Origin of the sequence: Methylobacterium oryzisoli (genome assembly GCF_046557895.1) — a bacterium.
In the GTDB taxonomy this organism is placed as follows: Bacteria; Pseudomonadota; Alphaproteobacteria; order Rhizobiales; family Beijerinckiaceae; genus Methylobacterium; species Methylobacterium oryzisoli.
The window spans coordinates 11,662-14,306 of the sequence record NZ_JBKIBX010000075.1 but is presented as its reverse complement, the minus strand read 5'-3'; the positions used below and the strand labels follow the sequence as shown (position 1 = coordinate 14,306).

Genomic DNA, 2,645 nt, shown 5'->3' with positions numbered 1-2,645 from the left:
GCAGCTTCCACCGGCGGCTCTCGCCGCATAGGGTTTAAATCGGTGTCTCACAAACCGCGGGCGGTACAGAGGAGATCAGAGCCCCGGCCATGCGCTGCGCCGTCGAGCTGCTGCAGGAGTACTTCATCCCGATGGCGGAACGGGTGTTCGGAGACGCGTCGATCCCCGTCGCCGAACGCCGGGCGATGCAACTGGCGCGGTACCTGCGCCAGACTGGTCGGACCGAGTTCAATGCCCGCGACCTGCGGCGGGAGATCGGCGGGATGCTGCGCGAGGCTGAGCACATGGACATCGCCTGTGCGGGGCTGGTCGAGGCCGGCCTGATCCGCCCACGGCCGACCCGGCTAGGTGGCACCAAGGGGCGGCAGACGAAGCACTATGAGGTCAACCCCGTCGTGCACGCGAGGTCGTCATAATGGTTCGCGCGACGGCTGCTCGCCGACAGCAAACTGTGCCAGTAGCGCCACTAGTGCTGATAGCTGCAGTCGGATGCGGCTCGTGCCGAGCTAACGGCACCAATGGCACTATCGGCACAACTCCCTGGGGTACGCCAAGCGTACCTCTAGCCGCTGGCGAGCAGCTTGTTCGCCATCCACGCGTCCGAAACGGCATGGCTACTGGCACTAGTGACGCTATCGGCACTGGCTTTCTAGAGAAACAGGAACGCTTCGTATCGAACGTGGCTCGCCCCGCCGGATGGCTTGCTTGATGACCCGGGTCGGCTCGCGCGCCCCGCTCGGCCTGCGGCCGCTCGACCCAGATATCGTTCGCATGGTGGAGGCTCTTGCCGATGCTACGGCCCTGCGGGACCATCGTGCGGCCGTGTCTAACGGCAATCCAGCGAGGAGGGCGAAGCGGTGATGAAGCGCGCGGCGATCTACGCTCGGTTCTCGACGGACCTTCAGAATGAGCGGTCTGTCGAGGATCAGATCGCTGTGTGCCGCTCCTATGCGGAGCGCGAGGGGCTGATAATCGTCGCGACGTTCTGCGATCGAGCCAAGTCCGGCGCCTCAATCTTCGGACGTGACGGCCTCATTGATCTGATGGCTCAAGCGCGCCGCAATGCGTTCGACGCGGTGATCGTGGAGCATTCCGACCGGCTTGCGCGATCGATGCGAGACACCGGCGAATTGTTCGACCGTCTCACTTTTCTCGGCATCGAACTTCGTTCGGTTCACAGCGGCGGCAAGCTCGACGCCACAATGGCTGGACTGTTCGGGCTTGTCGGACAGATGCAGCGGGAGGAGGGGGCAAAGAAGGTGCGGCGCGGCATGGCAGGCGTCGTCCGCGGCGGACGCCATGCTGGAGGACGTGCTTACGGCTATCGGCCCGTCCCTGGCCGGCCCGGCGAACTCGCTATCGATGAAGCGGAGGCCGCTGTCGTTCGCCGCATCCTTTCCGAGTACGCCGAGGGACGCCAGCCAAGGGATATCGCGGCCGACCTGAACCGCCAGAACGTTCCCCCTCCAAGGGGCCGACGCTGGAACGCATCAACCATCAACGGCAACAGCGCACGGGGCACGGGCCTCGTGTTCAACGAACTCTACGCAGGCCGCATCGTCTGGAACAAGGTCCGGATGCTGAAGGATCCAGACACCGGACGACGGGTCTCCCGGCCCAACCCCAAGGAAGCATGGCACACTGTTGAGGCTCCGCATCTCCGACTGATTGCCGATGAGGTGTGGGATCGGGTGCGGTCCGTAAAGGAAGCAAAATCCCACGCGGCTCCTCACCTAATTCGGCGGCAGCAAAATCTGCTGTCAGGCCTCCTGCAATGTCACTCCTGCGGATCAGGCTTGTCCGTCCACGATCGCGACAGCACGGGCAAAACCCGCGTGCGGTGTTCGGCCATCCGTGAAAACGGAAGCTGCGACAACCGCCGGATCGTCTACCTGCCGCTGATTGAGCGCGCGGTGGTCTCGGGGATGGAAACCGTTCTGAGCGACCCGCGCCTAATCGAGGTCTATGTGCGCCGGTACAACGAGACGCGCCGCAGGCTCGCAACAGGATCAAGCAACGAACGCGCTCGGATTGAGACCCGTCTTGCAAGTCTCAAGGCTGAGCATGATCGGCTGATGAGCGGCTATCTTAAAGGCTTCGTCACGGAAGCTGATGCGGCAGCCCGCCTGCCTGCGCTCAAGGCCGAACAAGCGGATTTGGAGGCAGCGCTTGAGCAGCTTGATCAAGCTAACCGGTTCTTCACTCTGGAGACAGGCGCTGTGGCCGGCTACCTCACCCAGGTTCGTGAGCTTGCGTCCACACTGAGTGATCATGCACGAAGCGATGACGAGGCGAGCCGACGTCTCGTCGCAAGCTTTCGCAGCCTCATCAAACGCGTAACGGTTCTTCCTGGAAAGCCCAGACGCGGCGTCGATGTTGAGGTCGAAGGCCGCCTTTCAGCGCTGGTGCTTGAAGGCCGATCTGCCGCACTTAGTGGGAGATCTATGGTAGCGGAGGAGGGACTCGAACCCCCGACACAAGGATTATGATTCCTCTGCTCTAACCAGCTGAGCTACTCCGCCGCCTCGGGCCGGGACAGCGAGGTCCGGCGCCGCGGTGGCGCGATATAGGGAGGTCGCAGGCGGCCTGTCAAGGAACCGTCGCGGTCGGATCCGCAGGGCGGCGCGGGCCGTGATCGGCCCGCG

At 63.7% G+C, this 2,645-nt stretch carries 2 protein-coding genes, 1 tRNA gene and 1 pseudogene; 2 read left to right on the top strand and 2 right to left on the bottom strand.

What is annotated here, in order from left to right; genetic code table 11:
* Nucleotides 1–89: 89 nt before the first annotated feature.
* Nucleotides 90–416 carry a hypothetical protein gene (locus ACKUB9_RS32985; RefSeq protein WP_407529061.1) on the top strand — a complete coding sequence of 109 codons (327 nt, stop codon included), beginning with the start codon at nt 90–92 and terminating at the stop codon, nt 414–416.
* Between the two features lie 444 nt (nt 417–860).
* Nucleotides 861–1,910, top strand: a pseudogene (locus tag ACKUB9_RS32980) (recombinase family protein); the annotation flags it as partial.
* 99 nt (nt 1,911–2,009) lie between these two features.
* Here the strand turns inward: ACKUB9_RS32980 and ACKUB9_RS32975 are convergent.
* Nucleotides 2,010–2,186 carry a hypothetical protein gene (locus tag ACKUB9_RS32975; protein WP_407529063.1) on the bottom strand — a complete coding sequence of 59 codons (177 nt, stop codon included), beginning with the start codon at nt 2,184–2,186 and terminating at the stop codon, nt 2,010–2,012.
* A gap of 259 nt (nt 2,187–2,445) precedes the next feature.
* Nucleotides 2,446–2,522 (bottom strand) — tRNA-Met (locus ACKUB9_RS32970).
* Between the last annotated feature and the right edge of the window lie 123 nt (nt 2,523–2,645).